We start from the raw sequence: 20,945 nt of genomic DNA on the forward strand, positions 1-20,945 counted from the left end.
ACCAGAACTATTGATTAGCGACATGGTAAGCAATTAATCCATCAATTGGTCTTCTTAAAACATTCCCTAATTGAAGTTCATATTTGTTAAATGTCTCTTGTAATTCATCTTTCAAATAAAATGCAATAGAACCAACAAAATGTACTGGAACCTCTTTGCAGTTATCAAATTGTTTGATGTAATTCTTAACGAAAGATTTCATTCCTTTGAAAATGATTTTTCTGCAGAACTCTGTGTCTTTATGCTTAATCAAAAATTTAGCGTAAGTTGCTAAATAAGCATTCGGGTTTGGTTCTTTATATAATTTGTTTTTAATAAAATCAGGATCAACGTCGTACTCTTTTTCAAGTTCAACAGCCAATTCTTTAGGCATTTTATTAAAATAGTATTTTCTAATTAGTTCTTTTCCAAAAACATTACCACTGCAATCATCCATTACGATGTATCCTAAAGATTGAACTTTTTGGTGCAATGTTTTTCCATCGAAATAACTGCAGTTAGAACCTGTTCCTAAGATGCACACTATTGCTTCTTCTCCTTTTGGAGTTGTTGCATAAACAGCAGCATAAGTATCTTCTTGAACGTCTACAATTGCGTTAGAAAAATATTCTTGAAAAATTCTTTTCAGCCACTCTTTCATTCTATCCGTACCACAACCGGCACCATAAAAGAATAAATGCGTAGCATTTTTTTTATTTTGTAAGATATCAAAACGGTCATTTAATCTTTCAATGATTTCTGGCTCGTCTAGAATTTCAGGATTTAATCCTAAAGTTTGTGTTGTGAATAATACTTTTCCATTATCATCTATCGCAATCCAATCGGCTTTAGTAGATCCACTGTCAACTATTAATTTCATTTGTTTAGTTTTTGGAATTAGGTTTTCTATTTTTAATTTAAAAGTGTGTTTTTTACATTAATTATAGAAGTAACAAAATAAGAAAATCCCGTTATTGTAAAAGTAACGGGATTTTGCAAAAATATATATTATTATTTTAAACCTGCAATATGTACAGATAAATCAATTAATTTACTTGAGTATCCGTACTCATTGTCATACCAAGATACTAATTTGAAGAAAGTAGAGTTTAATCCGATTCCTGCACCAGCATCAACGATTGAAGTTCTTTTATCTGAGATAAAATCTTGAGATACAACTGCATCTTCAGTATATCCTAAGATACCTTTCATTTCATTTTCAGAAGCTTTTTTCAATACAGCTAAGATTTCTTCGTAAGTAGTTTCTTTTGCTACTTTTACAGTTAAATCTACTACAGAAACGTCAGCAGTAGGAACACGGAAAGACATTCCTGTTAATTTTCCATTCAAAGATGGGATAACTTTTCCAACCGCTTTAGCAGCACCTGTTGAAGAAGGAATGATGTTGATTGCAGCAGCACGTCCACCTCTCCAGTCTTTTCTAGAAGGTCCGTCAGCAGTCATTTGAGTTGAAGTAGTTGCGTGAACAGTTGTCATTAAACCTTCAACGATTTCGAAATTATCGTGGATAACTTTAGCTAAAGGAGCTAAACAGTTTGTAGTACAAGAAGCGTTAGAAACAACTAAATCAGAAGCTTTTGCAGTTTCGTGGTTAACTCCCATTACAAACATTGGAGCGTCAGCAGAAGGAGCAGAAATGATTACTTTTTTAGCTCCACCTTTTAAGTGCTCACTTGCAGTTTCGATAGTAGTGAAGATACCAGTACATTCAGCAACAACATCTACATCAACTTCGTTCCATTTTAAGTCAGCTGGATTTCTTTCAGCAGAGATACGGATATTTCTTCCGTTTACATATAATTTTCCTTCTTTAACTTCTACAGTTCCGTTGAAACGACCGTGAACTGAATCATATTTTAATAAATAAGCTAAGTGATCTACGTCTAACAAGTCGTTGATTGCAACAACTTCTACATTATCTCTATTGAAAGACTCTCTAAAAACGATTCTTCCGATACGTCCAAATCCGTTTATTCCTAATTTTACTTTTGACATTTTACTAATTTTTTTGCTTTTGTTTTTATTACACTATTTCAAAGTCTAATTTCCTCACAATAAACTTCTTTTCTTTTTTAAACTTTTTATATTGATTATGTAGACATTATGTCTGACACTCTTAATAATTCTCTATCAATTTCTGATTTTCCTTTGATAGCTTGCTCAAGTGGAGTTAGAACAACTTTATCTTCACGAAGTCCAACCATATAATTAGATTTTCCTTCAATTAAAGATTCTACTGCTTTTACCCCTAAACGGCTCGCTAAAACACGGTCAAAACAAGATGGAGAACCACCACGCTGCATGTGTCCTAAAACAGAAACTCTTACGTCGTATTCAGGAAGGTTGGCTTCAACATAATCTTTTAATTCAAATACGTTTTTACCAATTTTATCTCCCTCAGCAATAACCACTATACTTGATGATTTTCCTGATGCTTTACTTTTTTGAAGGGAATCTAAAAGACGATCTAAACCTAGATCTTCTTCAGGAATAAGGATTTCTTCTGCTCCTGCACCAATACCTGCATTAAGAGCAATATGACCAGCATCTCTACCCATAACCTCTACAAAGAAAAGACGGTTATGAGAACTCGCTGTGTCTCTAATTTTATCGATACAGTCTACAACAGTATTTAACGCTGTGTCATACCCTAAAGTAAAACTTGTACCATAAATATCATTATCAATTGTACCTGGAATTCCCATTACCGGGAAACCAAATTCTGAATTAAAAATTAATCCTCCGGTAAAACTTCCATCACCACCAATAACAACCAAAGCATCAACACCAGCCTTAACAAGATTCTCGTGTGCTTTCTTTCTACCTTCAGGGGTTCTAAACTCAACTGAACGAGCCGATTTTAAGATCGTTCCACCTTTGTTTACAATATTATTTACGCTACGTGGTCCCATCTCTTTGAAGTCACCCTCAATCATTCCCTGGTACCCTCTATAAATTCCGATGCATTCTATATTATGATATGCGCAAGTTCGAACAACTGATCGTATTGCAGCATTCATTCCAGGTGAATCTCCTCCTGAGGTAAGAACACCTACTTTTTTTATTGTTTTTGGCATTATTTAAGTATTAAAGTGTAAAATTAGCAAACATTCAGCACTTTTCGGGTTACGATTATCATAAATTAATAAAATCTGTTAAATTCAAACGTTTTCGTTAATAAGTTTTTTCTAGGAAAAAATTTCATTAAAAATAATAAAACGCTATTTTTTTAATTAAATCGTCAAAATTAACAATACCCTAATGAAGTGTTATAAAAATCAGAATTTCCCGCTCACATGGAAAATTTTAAAAGAGTGCCTAAATTTAGCACAAAAAAAACCATTATGAGAATAATGGTTTTATAAAAGGTTATTTTTAACAAAGTGTTAATAATCGTTGTCAGGAATTAATCCTTGATTATTGCTTGGTGTATGTTCCTGTTCTTTTTTCTTCTTTTCTTCCTCCTTTTTCTTTTTCTCTTCCTCTTCTTTTGCTTTTTTCTTGTTTTTTTCTGAATCTTTCTTACTTGAGAAATTCATATACTCAGGAAGATATGAGTCTTGAAGATCATCATGAGAAGAACTTTTTACAGCTTTTTCTATTTTATGGTTTTTAAACAGCTTATTTACAAGCTCACTAAAGGTATCAAAATCTACCTCATAAGAGATACCCACACCTTGCGTATAACCAATTCCTTGTCCTATATAATTAATATCATTTTCTTTATTGAACAAACGAAGGTTCATTGTTCCGTCCTCATTTACACGATACAAAATTTCTATATCTCCAACAATAGCAGATTCATTTACACCTCCAACCGGAACTCCTAGTTTTCCGTTGATGGTAATTCTTTCATTAATTTGAGACGATATATTAGCCACAAACTGACCGTCAACCTCCTGCCCTGTTCTTCTATCTGCAGCAATGTAGTTTAAGTCGATATTTACTTTATCATTATCTGACTTAATAATGCCTCCTAATAAACTTGAAGCGGTTTCTGTCAATGTTCCAGAGAAATCTCCCTGGCTAAATCCGTCGGTACTCATAAACGAACCAGTCGATAACAAATAAAGAGCTTGTGTTTGGCGAATATCTTTATCATCCAGTTTATATTGTATCTCCGATTTTAAAACGTTACTTACCGATGGAAACTGAATATCAAAATTAGGTTCTGGACTTGCTAAATCTCCTCTTAAACCGATAACCACTTCTACAGGAACTTTTTTGTTGAATGATGAAGTATTATCTAAAAGTACTGCTGGATTGGCTTGCGTTTTATAAACTGCTTCCAAGTTAAGCTGGGCACGCATCGGGTTTCCTTCCCATATAATCGAACCTCCTTTTTTCACGGTAAACTTTTTATCGATAAGTCCACCGTATTTAAAGTTATAAGTCCCTTCGTATGCTTGGAAATCTCCCCACATATTAAACTTACCTAAAGTATTGATTTTAAATAAAAGCGATCCATATCCTTTTCCTTTCATACCATGCCCCGAATTTCGATCTAGAATAACTTCAACTTCGGCATCTGGTGTAATGTCAAAATCAAACTCCAGTTCAAGTCCATTATAATCTCTTGTTTTTTCAACAATTCCGTTCTCAAGATTATACTTTTCTTTTGGTGTTACGAAATGGATCCAGCTGCTTTCTCCAACACTTTGCGCATTATTAATCGGGATCTTAACCTCGGTACCTTTTTCAGATTTTGCATCTACCTTAATAAAAAGACTTTCTACAGGACCTTTTATGCTTGCTGTTCCATTTATAAAAGCTGTTCCGAAATAGGCGGCATCGTCACTGTCTTTTGTATCTAATGCCACCAAACGTTTAGAAGTAATATTTAAATCTAACTTCCAATCACCAAAATTATGATGTTCGATACTTCCATTCAGCAAACCTTTCGTACCGTATTTCGTATCCGTTAATTGATTATTTCTAAACAAGAACTTTTCATTTGTCAAATCAATAACCGTTCGATCGCTTAATTCGTAATCGGTATTTAGGTACGGAATTGTCATTCCGGCTTTTTCAACATACAAACGTCCGTTGATTTCGGGTTTCTTCAAATTTCCGATAACAGCGGCATTTCCAGAAACAGAACCTCGCACATTTGACAGAACATCTCCGCCAATCGTTCCTAAAGTAGCCAGATTAAAGCCTTCTAGTTTAAGACTCATATCCATTATGGTTTCTTTATTCTCTATGGCAAAAGTTCCGTTAGCCCTAAACGACTCGGTAAAACCATTCTGGATTGAGGAGTTAACCGTGAATTTTCTAAAAGATTCATCTCCAGAAATATCAAAATTAAGCGTACCCAATTCTGTATTGTTCATGACAAGATGATCAATTTTTATGGATGCCGTGGGCTGATAAACATTTTTATTCTGCTTATAATTGACGTTTCCATTCAAATTACCATTAAATACAAATTTGGAATTTGCGGGCGTAATTTTATTGATGTCAACATCTTCAAAAGTCAACACAAGATCTTTATAATCTTTTCCTTTTATAACTCCGTTTAAATCAATTTTCTGGCTTTCATGAGATAAAACAATATTATCAAATGTAAAGTTTTTAAAATACTGATCGATAACAATCTGATTGTCTTTTTCTGCATCTTCGTTTAAGTACCAGATATAATCCTTAAACTTCATTTCAGATTTCTTGATTCCGACAATATTGTTTTTGTTCTTATCAATTGTATGAAACAAATCGAGATTAAAATAATCTTCGCCTTTATCTCCACCTTTAAACTCCGAACGAACAAAAAGCGTATCTTTTGCCGTAACATTAATCAAATTAAAATCTCGTATCTTATAATAAGGAGTCTTGATGCTATCTAATTCGACATAAGCATTATAAAGCGGATTTTTATTATCAATGTTAATGCGTATATTATCAAATGTGTTTTTATCTGCCGTAATTTTTTTAGATCTGAAACGGAATTTAAACTCCTGCAAATCTGAATCTATTTTTCCTCGTACAACTGTCGAGGAATCAATGTTTATTTCTGGATAAAGCATTTCGACTACTTTATCGTAAACACGGAAATTGAAATTCAAGAATTGCCCTTTTCTAACTTTATAAGGTTTATAATTGGTATACAAACTACCTACAGAATTCATAACCAATTTATCCAATTGATCAAATCTAAATTTACCGACAATTTTTCCGTCTACAACATCATTTGAACTAACTGTAATAGTCCTTAAACGGTCAGCATCAAAACTTGAGTTTAGATTGACTTGATCAAAAACATAAGTTGTTTTAGGATTCTGATATTCAGCATCGTTTATAAAAATATCTCCCTGAAGGTTTTCAATAGAATTTCCAGTTAATTGAACTACGACATCTCCTCTAAAATGTGAAATAGAATCGTTTATAAATTTAAGCTTTCTTAAATCTGAGTTTTCAACGTTAATATGAAAATCGTAACGATTTTCTCTTTTGCTCAAATCCAACAAACCATCAAAATTTAAATTTAAATTCGGATCGTTTATCGCAATTTGTCCCTTATAATAAGGAAGTTTGAAATTTCCGTTTACTACTATATTATTATAGGTATATTTATTGTAATCTAGTTTCGAGATGTCTCCTTTAATAACGGTATTCAAATATTTCTCAGTAAAACCAACTCCATCTACATCAAGATTCAAAGTAGTTTTTCCAATATCTTTTCTATTTAAAACCGCGCCTACGTCAAAATTGTTTAAGATAATATTTCCAGAATAAGAAGCCTTATCAATAAAATCCATATTATTCAAATGAAGATCAACTTCTCCATTTCCGACATCTGTGGCAATTTTAAAAGCAGTTTCTAATGCTATAGTTGAAACTTTAGCTTTTCCGACAATATTAAATTTACCGATCCGCTTCATTTCTTTCGGAAGCCTTTTACCTAAAACTCCTGGAAGTAAAACCACCAAATCATCATAACTAGAAAGCAGTTTACTAAACTTTCCATCCATAGAAAACTTCTGCTCTTTGCTGCCCAGAAGATTTCTGAAATTGATTGTTCCGTTAATTTTTGATCCGTTTGTGTCGCTTAGTCTCAATCCTGTAAGCGTCATATTGTTCAACGGCCCGTCTAACTTAGTTTTTAGTTTAAAATGTTGATTTTTACCCAAACCATCATAAAAATGGCGAATATCATTGGTAGCAATAGAAGATGAATCTATTAAAACATCAAATCGAACTTTATCTGTAAAATCAAGAAAATCTGAAGGTTTATAATTTAAAATGGCTACGCCGTAAATTGAAGATCTTTTGGTTTTTATAGCCAGATTTTCGACTTTAATCTGTTTTTTGGTATAACTGAATTTACCTGCAAAATTGGAAACATACAAACCGCGATGATCCATAAATGAAAACCTATGAATGTTTGTATTTACATCTGGCCCATACAACTTGAACTCACTGATATAAGCATTTAATTTTGTAAAATCCAGAAACTTAGGAGTCGTTTTATTTTCATCAACAACAGAAAATCTTCCTTTTTCGATGTAAGCGTTTTTGGCCGTCAACAAAAAATGCTTCGTTGATTTTTTCTTAGGCGTATTTTCTACCTCAAAAGCTTGGATAAACTTATTGATATTATTCTCATCTTCACCTTTGTAGGTTTTCAGATTAAAAATCAAACCTGTCAAACGTAAATCTCCAAAAATTAAATCTCCGTCTAAAAGCCTACTAAAACTGGCAATATCGGTAGTGATGATATCCGAATAAATCATCGTTTTTTTATGATGATCTAAAATCGTCACTTTCTTCAATTTTACTCCACCAAAAATATTGATTGCCGTTTTTTCAACGTTAATATTAACCTTGTAATCTTCATTTAATCTGTTGGTAACATAATTAGCAATCTGTGTCTGAACCACAGGAAGAGAGAGTATGATAGCCAATGCTAACAAAAGTAAAATCAACCCAATTAGGGTTCTAGATATTATTTTCTTTACTTTTTTGATAGCTTCTTTAATTTTAGTTTCTTTTAAATTTATTTTGAACAGACAAAGAACGGCTGTTTTTGATAAAAATTCTTTAATTTTGGGGCACTGCTTAAATCAAAGAGATAAATTCATTTGATTTGTCAAATATAATTCAAAATTTGTGCCTTTATATGCAAAATCCAGAGGTTTTTATTCTAGCCATCGAAAGTTCATGCGATGATACTGCTGCCGCGGTTTTACATAACGACAAAGTATTGTCAAATGTTGTAGCCAATCAATTAATTCATAATCAATATGGAGGTGTTGTTCCCGAATTGGCTTCCCGAGCGCATCAGCAGAATATTGTCCCAGTGATAGATGCTGCACTTCGTAAAGCAAATGTACAAAAAGAACAGTTAAGCGCAATCGCATTTACACAAGGGCCAGGACTAATGGGCTCTTTATTGGTGGGGACTTCATTCAGTAAATCACTATCACTAGCCTTAAATGTGCCGTTAATTGCTGTAAATCACATGCATGCTCATATATTGGCTCATTTTATTGATGAAGAAGGCTACGACAAACCTGAATTTCCTTTTTTAGCTTTAACCATTAGCGGAGGACATACTCAGATTGTAAAAGTGAATAGTTTTTTTGATATGGAAATTATCGGAGAAACTACAGACGATGCTGTAGGCGAAGCATTTGATAAAAGTGCTAAAATTCTTGGACTTCCTTATCCAGGCGGACCTTTGATTGATAAATATGCGAAGGAAGGAAATCCAAAAGCATTTCCTTTTACAAAACCAAAAGTTCCGGGATTAGATTTTAGCTTCTCTGGATTAAAAACCGCTATTTTATATTTCATTCAAAAAAACAAACAACAGAATCCGAATTTTATTGAAGAAAATCTAAATGATATTTGCGCCTCTATTCAGCATACGATTATCGAAATTTTGATGGATAAAATAAAATTGGCTGTAAAAGAAACTGGAATTACGCAAATCGCTATTGGCGGTGGGGTTTCTGCAAATTCAGGAATTAGAAATACTTTGAAGGAAGCAGAAAGCAAATATGGCTGGAAAACTTTTATTCCGAAATTTGAATACACAACAGACAATGCTGCAATGATAGGAATTGTAGGATACCAAAAATACTTATCTAATCGTTTTGAAACTTCTTCTGTGGTTTCTAAAGCCAGAATCGAATTTTAATCATGCAGTTATTTTTTAATCCGAATATCGACGAGACAACTCAAAGTTTTTCTTTTGATAAAGAAGAAAGCCGTCATATAATAAAAGTTCTCAGAAAAAAAGATGGAGATATTCTGCATGTTACAAATGGCTCAGGACTATTATTTGAAACGCAAATTACATTGGCTTCAGACAATAAATGCACCGTTGAAGTCCTTTCGATAAAAAATGCCGAGAAGCCAAAATTTCATCTTCATTTGGCCGTCGCGCCAACCAAAATGAATGATCGTTTTGAATGGTTTTTGGAAAAAGCTACCGAAATCGGCATTCAAGAAATTACACCGATTTTCTGCGACCGTTCTGAACGAAAAGTAATTAATCGTGATCGTTTTGAAAAAATCATTCTTTCGGCAATGAAACAATGCAACGAAACCTTTCTTCCAAAATTGAATGAAGCAATTTCGTTTAAAGAATTCATGAAACAAAAACAAAATGGTCTTCAATTAATTGCTCACTGCGAAGAAACCGATAAAAAGTCTTTGAAAGAAGTTTTAAAACCAAATGAAGATGTAACCATCTTAATTGGTCCAGAAGGCGATTTTTCTGAGAAAGAAATTGCATTGGCATTAGAGAACAATTACAAACCTGTAACTTTAGGAAACACGCGATTGAGAACAGAAACAGCTGCCGTTGTCGCTTGCCATAGCGTTGTTTTTTTTAATGAATAATTACTATACAACTTTATCATTAAAACCTACTAATCTTTGTCGAGCTACTTGTGGAGATTTCTCCTTCGTCGAAATGACAAAATGCGAAGAACACGATATTTAAAACTAACATGAAAAAAATATTCTATTTATTATTACTTTTTTCAATTTCTTCTTTTTCACAAGAAATCGCTTTGCTTAAATACAGCGGCGGCGGCGATTGGTATGCAAATCCAACCTCCTTGCCAAATTTAATCAGTTTTTGCAATGCGAATATTAATACCCGCATTAAGAACAAACCTTCGACAGTAGAACCAAGCAATCCAGATTTGTTTTCGTATCCGTTTGTGCACATGACGGGACACGGAAATGTAGTTTTTAGCGATGCTGATGTAACCAATTTGAGAAATTATTTGACAGCCGGAGGTTTCCTGCATATCGATGATAATTACGGAATGGATCAGTTTATTCGAAAAGAAATCAAAAAGATATTTCCAAATAATAATTTAGTAGAACTTCCGGCAAACCATCCCATTTTTCAAAAGCCATTTCCATTTCCTAACGGATTGCCAAAAATTCACGAGCATGACGGAACACGCCCGCAGGCATTTGGGATTTTTATAGACAATAAACTGGTTTTACTCTATACTTACGAATGTGATTTGGGTGATGGATGGGAAGATGCCGAAGTCCATAACGATCCTGCAAACGTAAGAGACAAAGCTCTTAAAATGGGTGCCAACATCATCAATTATATTTTTACCAATTAAATTCTAGAAAGTGCAGCTAACTCACGAAGAAAATCAATTTGAAAGAAAAACGTTTCCCATTACTTTGGTATGCGATCATATTTACTTTCAGCAGAATATTGGTTCTTTGTTCCGAATTTCTGAGGCTTTCGGAGTTGAAAACATAGTCTTTTTTGGAAAAGATATTCCTCTTACACCTCGTAAAATTAATAAAACTTCTCGCAGCACACATCTTCATGTGCCTCATTCTGTAATTGAAGATTATAGTGAGCTTAACTCCTATTTGACTGATAATAATTTTGAAATTATTGCTTTAGAGATTACTTCAAACAGCAAACCTTTAAAAGAAGTTATGATTCCTTTCGATAAAAAAATTGCTCTTTTGATTGGAAGTGAAATTAACGGAATCTCAGAAGAACTTCTAAAACTCTCGCACCAAATTGTGCATATTACTATGTTTGGCAAAAACAGCAGTATGAATGTGGTACAGGCTGCTAGCATAGCGCTTTACGAAATTACTTCGCTGTAAAAATTCGAACTCTGAAAAATTTCTTTTAAATTTTTACTGAATTTTAAAGTTAAAGTTATCGTTAAACAACAGATAATCACGACGAAATACATTTTAAAAAGACAAAAGAAAGAAAATACTTAATAATTTTTTAATGTTAATTTTTGTAGGAATCAGTGTTTGTAAGGGATTGTAAAATTTCTCACAAAATTTCTTTTCTAATATTTTGCGAAAAAGGTATTTTGTTATAAAATTGTCGCATTATTCAACTAATCAACATTTTTATAACAAAAAACCCAATTTATTATGAAAAAAGTTATTATTACCACATTTGCAGCATTAATGCTGTTTGCTTGTCAAAATGAACAATCTGATTCTGCTAATGCAGATGCGAGCGTTGCTTCAAGAAGAGGTTGTGCAACACAAGAAGTTTTAGAAGCTCAATTGAAAGCCGATCCAACATTGGCAATTAGAATGAATGAAATCGAAACTTTTACTGCACAACACGCAGGTTCAAATTTTACTGGCCGTTTGGTAAATGGTAAAATCGAAATTCCAGTTGTAGTGAATGTATTGTACAGAACTGCTGCACAAAACATTTCAGACGCACAAATTCAATCACAAATCGATGTTTTAAACAAAGATTTCAATGCTTTAAACTCAGACTACAATAATGTACCAGCATTATTTGCAGGAGTTAAAGCTAACATTGGAATTACTTTTGTTTTAGATCAAGTTATCAGAAAATCTACTACAAAAACTTCTTGGGGAACAAATGACGCTATGAAAAAAACAGCTCAGGGCGGAATTGCTCCAACTTCTCCAACTACAAAATTAAACATGTGGTCATGTGCAATTGGTGGCGGAATCTTAGGCTATGCACAATTTCCTGGCGGTTCTTCTGCAACAGACGGAGTAGTAATTGACTCTCGTTATTTCGGATTATCTGGTTCTGCAAATGCACCATTTAACTTAGGAAGAACAGCTACACACGAAGTTGGTCACTGGATGAACTTACGTCACATTTGGGGAGACGCAACTTGCGGAAGCGATCTTGTTGCAGATACTCCTACTCATAACACAGCAAACTACGGAGTTCCTGCTTACCCACACTATAGCACTTGCTCTGGTACACCTGTAGAAATGACGATGAACTACATGGATTATGTAGATGACGCAGCTATGTACATGTTCTCAACAGGTCAGAAAAATAGAATTGCTGCTATTTTTACAACTGGAGGTGCTAGAGCTTCTTTTGCACAACCATAATAAAAAAAACTTAATTAAAGGCGAGATGATTTCATCTCGCCTTTTTTTGTTTATGTCTAAATTTTAGAATGCTTTTTCCTATATTTATAGTCTAAATTTTAAACATGATCACATCAAAAACTATTTCAAACGGAATATTAAGAGCTTTAGCCACAATCTTAATAATTGGCATCGTTTTATATTTTTTATATGAAATCCAAACAGTAATCGTCTACTTATGCATTTCGCTAATATTGTGTTTAATTGCAAATCCGATGGTCTTGTTTTTAAAAAACAAATTAAAATTCAACAATTCTTTGGCGGCCACAACTACAATTATCTTTTTCATTTTTTTAATTGTGGGCTTCATATTATTGTTTGTTCCTTTAATTATTTCTCAAGCAAATAATCTAGCACTTTTAGACACAGCGCATCTTCAGGCTAAATTTATGGAAACAGAAACCCATCTTGAAGAATACTTTAATATTCAGCATATTGACTTAAATAAAATTATAAAAGATTCTAAAATTACATCATTCTTAGATTTCAGTTATTTCACTGGCTTTATAAATTCGATTATCAATTTTATGGCCGACATGGGAATGGGATTGGTATCTGTATTTTTTATTACTTTCTTTTTCATTAAAGATCAGGAAATTTTTAAAGATCAAGCAAGAAGAATTCTTCCTGATTCAAATGAAGATAAAATTTTGAATTCAATAACAAAAATTAATCACTTATTAACCCGATATTTTATTGGTCTCTTGCTACAATTAATTGTCGTATTTATTCTTTATCTTGTTGTATTGCTAATCTTCGGAAATAAAAATGCTTTCGTAATTGCCTTTTTATGTGCCATTCTAAACATAATTCCTTACTTAGGACCAATTATTGGAACAACTTTGGCTGCAATTTTAACCATGATCAGCATGATTGGACAAGATTTTCAATCTGAAATCTTACCAAAAACTATTTATGTTGTTATAGGCTTTTTAGTAGTTCAAGCAATTGACAATAACATCAGCCAGCCAATAATTTCGTCAAAAAGCGTAAATTCGCATCCGTTAGAAATATTCTTAGTCATATTAATCAGCGGTATTACATTTGGAATTGTCGGAATGATAATCGCAATTCCAGCATTTACAATGATTAAAGTAATATTAAAAGAATTTTTTCCAGACAATAAAATCGTCTCCGTATTAACCGAAAGAATTTAGTTTTGAACAATCCTATTTTGCATCCAGAAATTCAAGAATATATAATTCAAAATACTGGTGCAGATATAACAAAATTGGCGCTGCAGAAAAATCCGTTTCCTGAAGTGGATTGGATTTTAATTTTAAATCAAATTGAAGCCCGAACAAAAGCAAAGGAAAAACTTCCTACTTGGTTTGCTACCGAAAACATTATTTATCCAAGCAAGATTTCTGTAGAACAGACTTCTTCAGAAAAAACTGCATCTTACAAAGCTTCTTTAATAGCTGGAGAATCTCTTATTGATTTAACGGGTGGCTACGGTGTTGACGATTATTATTTTTCTAAGAAATTTAAATCGATAACACATTGCGAAATAAATGAAGAATTATCTGCAATTGTTTCAAACAATTTTAAAAAATTGCAAGTTGAAAATTGCGTTTTTCATGCTGGCGATTCGACTCATTTTTTAGAAGAAACCAATCAAAAATTTGACTGGATTTATATCGATCCTTCACGAAGAAATGACAGTAAAGGCAAGGTTTTTATGCTGAAAGACTGTCTGCCGAATGTTCCTGAATTGCTTGATTTCTATTTTCAAAAATCAGATTCGATTTTAATCAAGACTGCTCCTTTACTGGATATTTCAGCAGGATTATCAGAATTAAAAAATGTAAAGAACATTCACATCATTGCTCTAGAAAACGAAGTTAAAGAACTGCTTTTTGAAATTCACAAAGGATATACAGGCGAAATAACTTTAAAAACGTCCAATATCTTAAAAGAAAGAATAGAAACTTTTGAATTTGTTTTAGGAAGCGAAACAATATCGCATTCTTATGGTTTGCCTCAGCAATATCTCTACGAGCCCAATGCCGCTATCATGAAATCTGGCGGTTTTGATGAAGTTAGCTCAGCTTTTCAGATTAATAAACTGCATAAACATTCGCATTTATATACTTCAGACCATTTAATTGATTTTCCAGGAAGAAAATTTGAGGTTCAAAAAGTCATTTCGTACAACAAAAACGAAATGAAAAATGAACTAGCCAATAAACAAGCAAATATCACTACTCGTAATTTTCCTGAGACTGTAGAAAACATTAGAAAAAAATGGAAAATAAAAAATGGAGGTAATTTGTATTGTTTTTTTACGACAGATGTAAAAGATAACAAAATAGTTTTAATTTGCACCAAAATAATCTAACACAATGAAACAATTAATTACACTAACTCTTTTCTTATTAACCTTTACCGCATTTGCCCAAAAACCATGTGAATATAGTGTCAATGTAAATGATTCTATCGGATCTTATAAAGTAACAAATGAATATTTAATGAGTGAAAAATATTTTGGCGGAAGCTTTAATTATATTTTCTTCTCTTTAGCACAAACTGATGGTTTGCCTACATTAAACCTTCAATCTATCCAAAAAAGCAAAGATTTTATTAAGGCAAATTGTTTTGATAAAAACTCGAAAATATTCTTGCAATTAGAAAACGGAAAAATTGTAACTCTAATGCACATTAATCAAGAAAACTGTGGCACACTTGTTCGTGATGACAAAGGTTTTGACAACCGAATCAATACTGGGATTTTTATGTTTATGAAAGACAATTATGAAGAGTTAAAAAAATCTCCAATTTCAATAATGCGAATTAAATATCTTACGAATACCGAAGATTATATCGTAAAACGAGAACTTACTTCGGAACTAACTGGAAAAGTGACTAATCCGAATACTTATTTTATGGACAATATCAGGTGCGTCGAGTAATTTTTAATCGCATTTCCATTTCTGATTGGATACTTTATCTTTTAAACCTGTTTTTAAATTATAATGCCACCACTCAGAATCAAAAGAGTTGAAACCATTTTTAATCATGGTCTTTTTTAAATAAGCTCTATTAGAAAGAATTTCTTTTGAAAGCTGTTTAAAATTATGACTCGCCATAATTCCAAAAAAATCAAAAGAAGTTCCCATATCGACTTCTTTTCCTGTTATATCTACTAAAGAAATGTCTACGGCTCCTCCTCTGTTATGAATGGAGCCTTTTTTTGGATCTGCCACATAAATAGGATCCGATACAATCTCCCACATTTTTTTCTGAATATCTAAAGGCCTATAACAATCATATAATTTGATTCTGTAGCCTTTCTTCAAAAAATCCTTATTGGCCGCAATTAAGGCTTTTACAGTTTTTAAACGAAGCATGCATTCAGCGCAATCATAAACTTTAGTTTTTAAGAAATTATCATCTGTGGCATATTTCATATCATAAACAAAATCATTGCTATAATCTCTTAGATTTACAAACGAAGTATCAGAAATCTTAACTTCTGCAGGAGAAGTGTAAACTTCATTCTGAGCTTGTAAAAAACCTATTCCTAAAAGAAAAAAGACTAAAATTTTGAAAGTATGATTCATTGTAAGACAATTTTAAAAATTGAAGTTAAACAAAAAATCTTAAAAATTGGTTCTTATGATAATATCTTAAATTTTTAAGTTTATTTTTTTCAATTCAAAACCCGTCATACATTACTTCAAAACAAACATTATTTTTAATATCTTTATGAAAATTAGACCATTACAACTTTGCAACTAAAATATTCATTCTAAAATCAGTTATATTATGAATTATAGAACCAAATACATTTCAATAGTTATTGCTAGCAGTTTAATCTTGTTTTCATGCAAAAAAGACATTGCAAAAGAAGTTCCTAGAACAGATTCCACGTCTCTAAAAACTGAGACCTTAAAGACAGACAGCACTACTATAAATCCGAACGATACTTTATATAATTTAGTAGATAAAAGTGTCGTTGGAACACAGTTTTTAACTAAAAGCAGTTTGGCTCCGAGATTAAAAAAATTGTTAGGATCTGATTACGATCAAATGGTAAAAAACTGGAATACCGAGACCCCTTTTGAAAAACAAGATAATATACTCCATGCTTGGGGTTGTAAGCAGCACGATTGTGGCACCTATTCTTATGATTTATACATTGACGTTAAAAACAATAAAATCAACGTCTATAAATTTTCAGAATCAAAACTGACCATTTTTAAAGAAGATAATTTTGAGATTGAAATAAATGGTAACTTCTTGAAAGATCTAAATATCAAAAAAGAGAATACAGAACTTAAAAAATAATTACGATCATAAAAAAAGCGGCTTAAAAACCGCTTTTTTTTTATTAAATATTTTGAAAACTATATTTCTCCCGTAACTAAAATATTCTCTTTTACACCTTTGTTTTTGAGCATTCTAAAATGAGATCGAACAGCATGATAAAATGGATATGATGTGTAAGGCAGACCGTATTCCTCTGCATAACGTCTTATAATTGGCGTAATATAAGGATAATAGGTATGTCCAACTGCAGGAAAAAGATGATGCGCTACATGGTGTGTAAACCCGCCATAAAGAAAATTAGCCAATTTGCTTTCTGTACTAAAATCTTTAGTCACAATCATTTGGTGCATTACCCAAGTATCGGAAAGATTTCCGTCTTCATCCGCATGCGGAAAATGAGCATCTTCGTCAACGTGAGTTGAAACCAATGCCACTACGCCAAGCGCACTACCACATAAATGCATTGACAGCCACGCAAAAAGCACCATATACCAAGGCTGGCTTAACAACATCATCGGGATAAAAAGCAAATAAACAAGATTGATGATCTTAGCGGCAAACAGTCTATACACTTCTTGCCTCGGAATTTTATCTACTACTTTCTTTACATAATTATCCTTAGTTCCAAAGAAATCTTTAAAGTCTCTAATATAAAGCCAATTGAGGCTGTAAAAAGGATAAATAAACCACATGTAAATGTGCTGATACTTATGATAATTAAACAGCGGACTATTTGGAAATATTCTAATAATATCGCTCTGTTTGATATCTACGTCCCAATCTGGTACGTTTGGATACGCATGATGCAGACTTATATGGCGTCGCATCCAAAGCCAGTGATTACTCCCGAAGAGTTCTAATACATATAAAAACCATTCATTATGCTTTGGCTTTTTAAACAAAGCTCCATGTGCAGCATCATGAAAAGCATTTATAAACAAAACGATCATTGTAATTCCAGACAAAATGTAAAAAAGAAATAAAAAAGGTGTCTGGTTTCCGAAAATTAAAATACAGGCGTAGAACAAAAAAAATACTGCCAGAAGCCCTAAAGACTTCACAACGTTTAATACATACAAAGACGAGTTTTTTAAGACCGTTTCATTCACTTCTAAACGCATCTTTTTAAAAAAATCATCTGCTCCTGGTTTAACATAAACCGGTCGTTTTAATTTTTCCATATTGGTTACTGCTAGAAATTGTTAATCAAATTTAGTAAAAAAAAACTTAAACTGTAAGCGTAGATTTAAATAAAAAAGGGGTATTTTAAACAAAAAAACCACTCAAAAAGAGCGGTTTAATTAATACTGTGACATTTTAAATTGTTAGATACTTTTTGGAAAACATTCTATCATTCCTCAAACTTTTTGTCTGCCAGACGAAGGCGAATATTATGAATACGACCTTCAATTTCTTGTAAGTCATTCAAGATATTCTGCTTCTCGTACACTGGCCCAACTTCATTAACCTTATTTTGCTCATCGGCAAAAAGATCATTCAAATCCACATCTGGAAAATTTTTACTTAAGCTAATAATAAACTCAGAACCTATACTAGCTGTTCCGTGCAAATATCTTCCAATCATTGCAGGGCTAAATCCTAAAATTGCCCCTACTTCCTTTTGCTTTAATCCTTTATCCTTAAAGAATTTACTTAGTTTCTCGTGATACATCATTATTAAAATTCAAACAAAATATAGCTATAATATATTTTTTAACATAAAAAAGAATAAATAATATAATATTATTCTTACATTTACACGTAATAAAATACATACAAATAATTATTAGCAAATATATGTCAAAATTAATCAATAATAGCAATTTTAAAGAAGATAATTCTCACAATAAAAAAGCTTATGAATTTATAGATAAGCATTTACCCGTTACGTATGTGGATCTTACAATTGCTTGTATCGTAAAAAAAGGGCAGCCTGCTCCAAGTAAATCATTAATTCGAAACGTCAGAAATAAAACCATACTCAGAAACGACATTTTGCTTGCATTAGTAGAAGTTGCAAACGAGAATAAACTTGCAATAGAAAAAATAAAACTTTTAACCTCGCAATCTTAAAAACATACTACAACCATTTCAACCAAAGCCATTTATGACAACTCATCATAACAACCAAAAAGAAAATAACCTTTCCGAATCTTTTCAAAACCAATTTAAGATCTCGTCCTCAAACGAAAACAATTTAGAAAACATTCCAAATTTATACGGAATGAGCCTCGAACAGTATATAGAAGGTCTTGAAATTCATTCTAGATGCTTTAATCAAATGGAAAATGTGAAAAGGATAATGAATTAAAAAAGTCCTAATCATTTCATAAAAATCACATCAAATACACATCATAGGTTTTCCAAATACAGCATAAACCCTTATAAAACTTGTTTGTATAGCAAATTTTCTATTTTAAGCCTTAAACTATTCGTCTAAGAAAAAATGGCCCTTTTTTGTAATTTGCTCTTTCTACAAGCGAAAAAAAATAAAAAACCATGCTAAAATTTAGAAAACAACTAAGATGCATCTTAATAGTTTTGCTCTTTTCTATTTCAGCTTATAGCAAAACTATCATCCATGTAAATCAAGTTGGCTTTGATCCAAAAAGTCCAAAAATTGCTATTATTGAACATCAAAGCAATCTTTTGAATTCAACTTTTGACATTATAGATGCTGATTCTGGAAAAACAGTTTTCACGTCTAAAATTGGAAAGGCAGAAAGTGTCGACGACTGGAAACTGGGTAACTTTTATTACAAAGCCGATTTTTCTTCTCTTCAAAAACCAGGGAACTACAAAGTATCATTTAAAATTACAGATCAAATTTATACTTCAGCCCGCTTTTCAATTGAAGAAGACATATTAGCAAAACGAACCATTTCTTCTATTGTACACTATTATAACAAACAAAGAGCCAACACTCCCGAAGAACTGGAAGCTGACAAAAACATGTTATTGTTTGGAAGCACAAAAAAAGTAGATGTTCACGGCGGATGGTGCGATGCATCTGGAGATGTGAGCAAGTATTTTTCGCATTTAGCCTACGCTAATTTTGTATCTCCGCAACAGACCCCTTTGGTAACTTGGTCACTTATAAACACATCCGAAAGCATTTCAAAAAAGCTCGTACATTGGAAAATAAAAGATTCTCTCGATAACGAAGCCATTTGGGGAGCCGATTATATGATGCGCTGTCTTTCTGATGAAGATTATTTTTATATGATAGTATTTAGCTATTTTGACAAAAACCCTGCAGCAAGAAGAATTGTTGGATTAAAAGCCAATAGCGTTACTACTGACGAATATCAATCTGCTTTTCGCGAAGGCGCTGGAATGGCAATCGCGTCACTTGCCAGAATTTCAAAATGGAATAAAAACGGTGATTTCACTTCAAAACAATATCTAGACGGAGCGAAAAGAGCTTATGCACACCTTTTAATTAATAATACGAAATATGATGATGACGGAAAAGAAAACATCATAGATGATTATTGTGCTTTGATGGCAACCACAGAATTATGGATAGCCACGAATGAAAATTTTTATAAAGACGAAGCCAGAAAATGGGCTCATAAACTTGAAAACCGAATGACAGACAAAGGTTGGTTTAGAAGTAATGATGCAAATCGTCCGTTTTGGCATGCAGCCGATGCTGGTTTACCTATTGTGGCACTAACCAGATATCTGAAAAAAGAATCTGACAGTAAAGAAAGAATTGCGGCAGAAAATGTTATCAAAAAAGCTTTGGAATACAATTTAGCCGTTAGCAACAATGTCACTAATCCATTTGGTTACGCTAGGCAAAGTTTTTTATATAATGATAAAATTCAAGACGGATTTTTTATTCCGCATGATAATGAAACTGGCTGGTGGTGGCAAGGCGAAAATGCAAGATTGGCTTCATTGGCTACAGCAGCGATAGAAGGCGGAAAAAGCATTTCACTACAAAAAAACAACACCACAAAAAAATCGCTAGATTTATATGCGTCACAGCAACTATCATGGATTTTAGGTTGCAATCCGTATTCTATGTGTTTTTTGTACAAATTTGGCGAGAACAATGTTCCTTATATGCACTCTAATTACGGTCACGGATCTGAAAAAGGCGGTATTTCTAACGGTATTACGGGGAAAGATGGAAATGGAGACGGTTCTGGAATCGATTTCAAAATGGAAGACAAAGGCAATGAATGGCGCTGGACCGAACAATGGATTCCGCATTCAGCATGGTTTTTACAGGCAATAACTGCAATTGTTGAACCGTAAATTAATTCGATTTA

General features: G+C 32.6%; 18 protein-coding genes. 11 read left to right on the top strand and 7 right to left on the bottom strand.

What is annotated here, in order from left to right:
* Positions 1-7: 7 nt before the first annotated feature.
* From BLP44_RS11370 to BLP44_RS11385, 4 genes are all read right to left on the bottom strand, one after another.
* Entirely contained in the window at positions 8-859 is an 852-nt protein-coding gene (locus tag BLP44_RS11370; protein WP_008468817.1) for an N-acetylglucosamine kinase-like protein, read from the bottom strand.
* Positions 860-990: 131 nt separating this feature from the next.
* Positions 991-1,995: a type I glyceraldehyde-3-phosphate dehydrogenase gene (gene gap / locus BLP44_RS11375; protein WP_008468814.1), complete on the bottom strand. Its 1,005-nt coding sequence runs from the start codon at positions 1,993-1,995 to the stop codon at positions 991-993.
* A gap of 95 nt (positions 1,996-2,090) precedes the next feature.
* Positions 2,091-3,077 (bottom strand): 6-phosphofructokinase, encoded by a 987-nt coding sequence (gene pfkA / locus BLP44_RS11380; protein ID WP_008468812.1) that lies wholly within the window; start codon positions 3,075-3,077, stop codon positions 2,091-2,093.
* Between the two features lie 309 nt (positions 3,078-3,386).
* Complete coding sequence (locus tag BLP44_RS11385; protein ID WP_066034078.1) at positions 3,387-7,922, bottom strand: translocation/assembly module TamB domain-containing protein; 4,536 nt, start codon at positions 7,920-7,922, stop codon at positions 3,387-3,389.
* A 194-nt stretch (positions 7,923-8,116) separates the two neighbouring features.
* Between BLP44_RS11385 and tsaD the strand changes: the two genes are divergently transcribed.
* The 8 genes from tsaD to BLP44_RS11430 all read left to right on the top strand — a co-directional run bounded on the left by tsaD (position 8,117) and on the right by BLP44_RS11430 (position 15,302).
* Positions 8,117-9,139: a tRNA (adenosine(37)-N6)-threonylcarbamoyltransferase complex transferase subunit TsaD gene (tsaD, locus tag BLP44_RS11395; protein ID WP_008468807.1), complete on the top strand. Its 1,023-nt coding sequence runs from the start codon at positions 8,117-8,119 to the stop codon at positions 9,137-9,139.
* Positions 9,140-9,141: 2 nt separating this feature from the next.
* Positions 9,142-9,846, top strand: coding sequence for a 16S rRNA (uracil(1498)-N(3))-methyltransferase (locus tag BLP44_RS11400; RefSeq protein WP_066034075.1), 705 nt, complete (start codon positions 9,142-9,144; stop codon positions 9,844-9,846).
* 110 nt (positions 9,847-9,956) lie between these two features.
* The gene (locus tag BLP44_RS11405; protein WP_091133029.1) at positions 9,957-10,595 is read left to right on the top strand and encodes a DUF4159 domain-containing protein; all 639 of its coding nucleotides are present in this window, start codon (positions 9,957-9,959) and stop codon (positions 10,593-10,595) included.
* 10 nt (positions 10,596-10,605) lie between these two features.
* The gene (locus tag BLP44_RS11410) at positions 10,606-11,103 is read left to right on the top strand and encodes a TrmH family RNA methyltransferase (protein WP_091133032.1); all 498 of its coding nucleotides are present in this window, start codon (positions 10,606-10,608) and stop codon (positions 11,101-11,103) included.
* A 285-nt stretch (positions 11,104-11,388) separates the two neighbouring features.
* Positions 11,389-12,351: a zinc metalloprotease gene (locus tag BLP44_RS11415; RefSeq protein ID WP_008468799.1), complete on the top strand. Its 963-nt coding sequence runs from the start codon at positions 11,389-11,391 to the stop codon at positions 12,349-12,351.
* A gap of 104 nt (positions 12,352-12,455) precedes the next feature.
* Positions 12,456-13,547, top strand: coding sequence for an AI-2E family transporter (locus BLP44_RS11420; protein ID WP_066034072.1), 1,092 nt, complete (start codon positions 12,456-12,458; stop codon positions 13,545-13,547).
* 2 nt (positions 13,548-13,549) lie between these two features.
* A complete protein-coding gene (locus BLP44_RS11425; protein WP_091133035.1) occupies positions 13,550-14,731 on the top strand; it encodes a THUMP-like domain-containing protein in 1,182 nt (393 codons plus the stop codon).
* A 4-nt stretch (positions 14,732-14,735) separates the two neighbouring features.
* Positions 14,736-15,302, top strand: a complete 567-nt coding sequence (locus tag BLP44_RS11430; RefSeq protein ID WP_008468792.1) for a hypothetical protein — start codon at positions 14,736-14,738, stop codon at positions 15,300-15,302.
* Between the two features lie 3 nt (positions 15,303-15,305).
* On the opposite strand, the gene BLP44_RS11435 is transcribed toward BLP44_RS11430, so the two are convergent.
* Positions 15,306-15,953: a M15 family metallopeptidase gene (locus tag BLP44_RS11435; RefSeq protein WP_091133038.1), complete on the bottom strand. Its 648-nt coding sequence runs from the start codon at positions 15,951-15,953 to the stop codon at positions 15,306-15,308.
* Positions 15,954-16,158: 205 nt separating this feature from the next.
* Between BLP44_RS11435 and BLP44_RS11440 the strand changes: the two genes are divergently transcribed.
* Positions 16,159-16,680 carry a hypothetical protein gene (locus tag BLP44_RS11440; RefSeq protein ID WP_091133042.1) on the top strand — a complete coding sequence of 174 codons (522 nt, stop codon included), beginning with the start codon at positions 16,159-16,161 and terminating at the stop codon, positions 16,678-16,680.
* Positions 16,681-16,739: 59 nt separating this feature from the next.
* Here BLP44_RS11440 and BLP44_RS11445 read toward each other — a convergent pair whose 3' ends face one another.
* Positions 16,740-17,843, bottom strand: a complete 1,104-nt coding sequence (locus BLP44_RS11445) for a fatty acid desaturase family protein (RefSeq protein ID WP_091133045.1) — start codon at positions 17,841-17,843, stop codon at positions 16,740-16,742.
* Between the two features lie 170 nt (positions 17,844-18,013).
* Positions 18,014-18,337, bottom strand: a complete 324-nt coding sequence (locus tag BLP44_RS11450; protein WP_119792011.1) for a helix-turn-helix domain-containing protein — start codon at positions 18,335-18,337, stop codon at positions 18,014-18,016.
* Positions 18,338-18,459: 122 nt separating this feature from the next.
* On the opposite strand from BLP44_RS11450, the gene BLP44_RS11455 reads away from it, so the two are divergent.
* Both BLP44_RS11455 and BLP44_RS11460 read left to right on the top strand, forming a co-directional pair.
* Positions 18,460-18,735 (top strand): hypothetical protein, encoded by a 276-nt coding sequence (locus BLP44_RS11455; RefSeq protein WP_008468781.1) that lies wholly within the window; start codon positions 18,460-18,462, stop codon positions 18,733-18,735.
* Between the two features lie 426 nt (positions 18,736-19,161).
* Positions 19,162-20,931 carry a glycoside hydrolase family 9 protein gene (locus BLP44_RS11460; protein WP_091133048.1) on the top strand — a complete coding sequence of 590 codons (1,770 nt, stop codon included), beginning with the start codon at positions 19,162-19,164 and terminating at the stop codon, positions 20,929-20,931.
* Positions 20,932-20,945 lie beyond the last annotated feature (14 nt).

This window comes from Flavobacterium anhuiense (assembly GCF_900101855.1).
GTDB lineage: Bacteria > Bacteroidota > Bacteroidia > Flavobacteriales > Flavobacteriaceae > Flavobacterium > Flavobacterium anhuiense.